This window comes from Bordetella petrii (assembly GCF_020991325.1).
GTDB classification, from domain to species: domain Bacteria; phylum Pseudomonadota; class Gammaproteobacteria; order Burkholderiales; family Burkholderiaceae_B; genus Bordetella_A; species Bordetella_A petrii_E.
This window is the reverse complement of record NZ_JAJMLX010000479.1, coordinates 1-1,518: the sequence shown is the minus strand read 5'-3', so window position 1 is coordinate 1,518 and position 1,518 is coordinate 1. Positions and strand designations below refer to the sequence as shown.

The window sequence follows — 1,518 nt, the reverse complement described above, 5'->3', positions numbered from 1 at the left end:
CAAGGCCTCGATGGGGCCGTCACCGGCCAGCAGGGCATACAGGCCCCGCGGGCCCGTGGCAAATGCGCGCGCGCCAGCCATGCCGGGCCCGCGCGTCCAGTTCGCGGCCCAGTATTTCTTCCTGATGGCGCGGCATGGCCAGGGCCAGGGCGGCGAAGGCCGGAAACGCCAGGGCAAGGCTGATCCACATCGACATCTTGTTCACTTTCCTTGGATACCCGCAGGCGCTGCGGGGCGGCGCGCCGGTACCGCGTGGGGGGCTGTCCTGCCGGCAGGCGCATGCCGATGCAGCTTGTACACGCAGAAGGCCAGCAATGCACCCAGGGCGGTGGCCGAGAGGTCGAAACCCGCCACGCTCCATAAGCCGCGCGCCAGGCTGTGGGGCAGGGCCAGGCCGCCGGTCAGGCCGTTCAGTACCGGCAGCAGCAGCAAGGCCACGGCACTGGCCGCCAGGATCTCGATCCAGGCGCGGCGGTGCGGGCGTAGCGCGGCATACGGCAGGGTGGTCAGCCACACAATGAAAAACCCGCGTACTTCCCAATTTGCCCGGCCATCCAGCGCAGCGGGCACCAGGCGGTTCAGCCAGAAGTACGCCGCCACGGCCAGGAACAGGCCCGCCAACCCGGCTACGTTAAACACTTCGACCAGGCGGTGCCCACGCGGGGTAGCGCCCAGTTTCCTGCGTTCAGGCAGGCGCTTCACTACCCACAGCACCATGCCGGAGGCCACCATGAAACTGCCCACCAGCCCGGACAGGAACAGCAGCCACCGTACCGGCGGGTCGGCGAAGCGGCCCAGGTGCAGGCTGGTGAATACGTTGTACACCCCCGCCGCCGCGCCCGGCTGCGGGACGGGAGACGCCTGCAGGCGGTCGCCCGTGACGGCATCGTATGTGGCGCGGCGGGACTGCCCGCGGTCGACCAGGCTGTGTCCATGGGCTTCGCGCAGGTCTACGGTGCGGGCCATGCCCTGCTGCCGGTTCACCGCCAGGCTGCCCACGGTATTGCCGGCCCATAGCGCCGACGCATCGGCCAGCATGCGCTGCAGGGCATCGGCCGATGGCGCCTGGACCGGCACCGGGTGCGCGGGCGCGGACACCTGCGCGGGGTGTGCGCGCCGCTCGCTGAAGAAGGCGCGTGCATCGCCCTGGTAGGCGGCGTCTACGGCCCAGGGCATCAGCTGGTACATCAGCAGCAGCAGGCCGCTGAACGTGATCAGGAAATTGAAGGGCAGGGCCAGCACCGCGGTGGCATTGTGGCCATCCAGCCAGGAACGCTGGCCCTTGCGCGGGCGGAAGGTGAAGAAGTCGGTGAAGATCTTCTTGTGGGTAATCACCCCGCTGATGATGGCCACCAGCATGAACATGGTGGCCGCGCCCACCAGCCAGCGCGCCCACAAGCGCGGCATGCCGTACAGCTCGAAGTGAAAGCGGTACAGGAAATCGCCTGGTGGCGCGACAAATTGCAGGGCACGCAATGCTGCGTGACGCCCGTCATGCATCTGCACGAAGTGCTGGAT

Annotated in this window: 2 protein-coding genes; both read right to left on the bottom strand. The window is 68.4% G+C overall.

Annotated features, from left to right (window positions below; translation table 11 throughout):
- Positions 1-19 precede the first annotated feature (19 nt).
- Positions 20-190: a DUF3325 family protein gene (locus tag LPZ50_RS24760; RefSeq protein WP_419195642.1), complete on the bottom strand. Its 171-nt coding sequence runs from the start codon at positions 188-190 to the stop codon at positions 20-22.
- An 11-nt stretch (positions 191-201) separates the two neighbouring features.
- The coding region (locus tag LPZ50_RS24755; RefSeq protein WP_230665480.1) for a PepSY-associated TM helix domain-containing protein at positions 202-1,518 on the bottom strand (1,317 nt) is incomplete at its 5' end.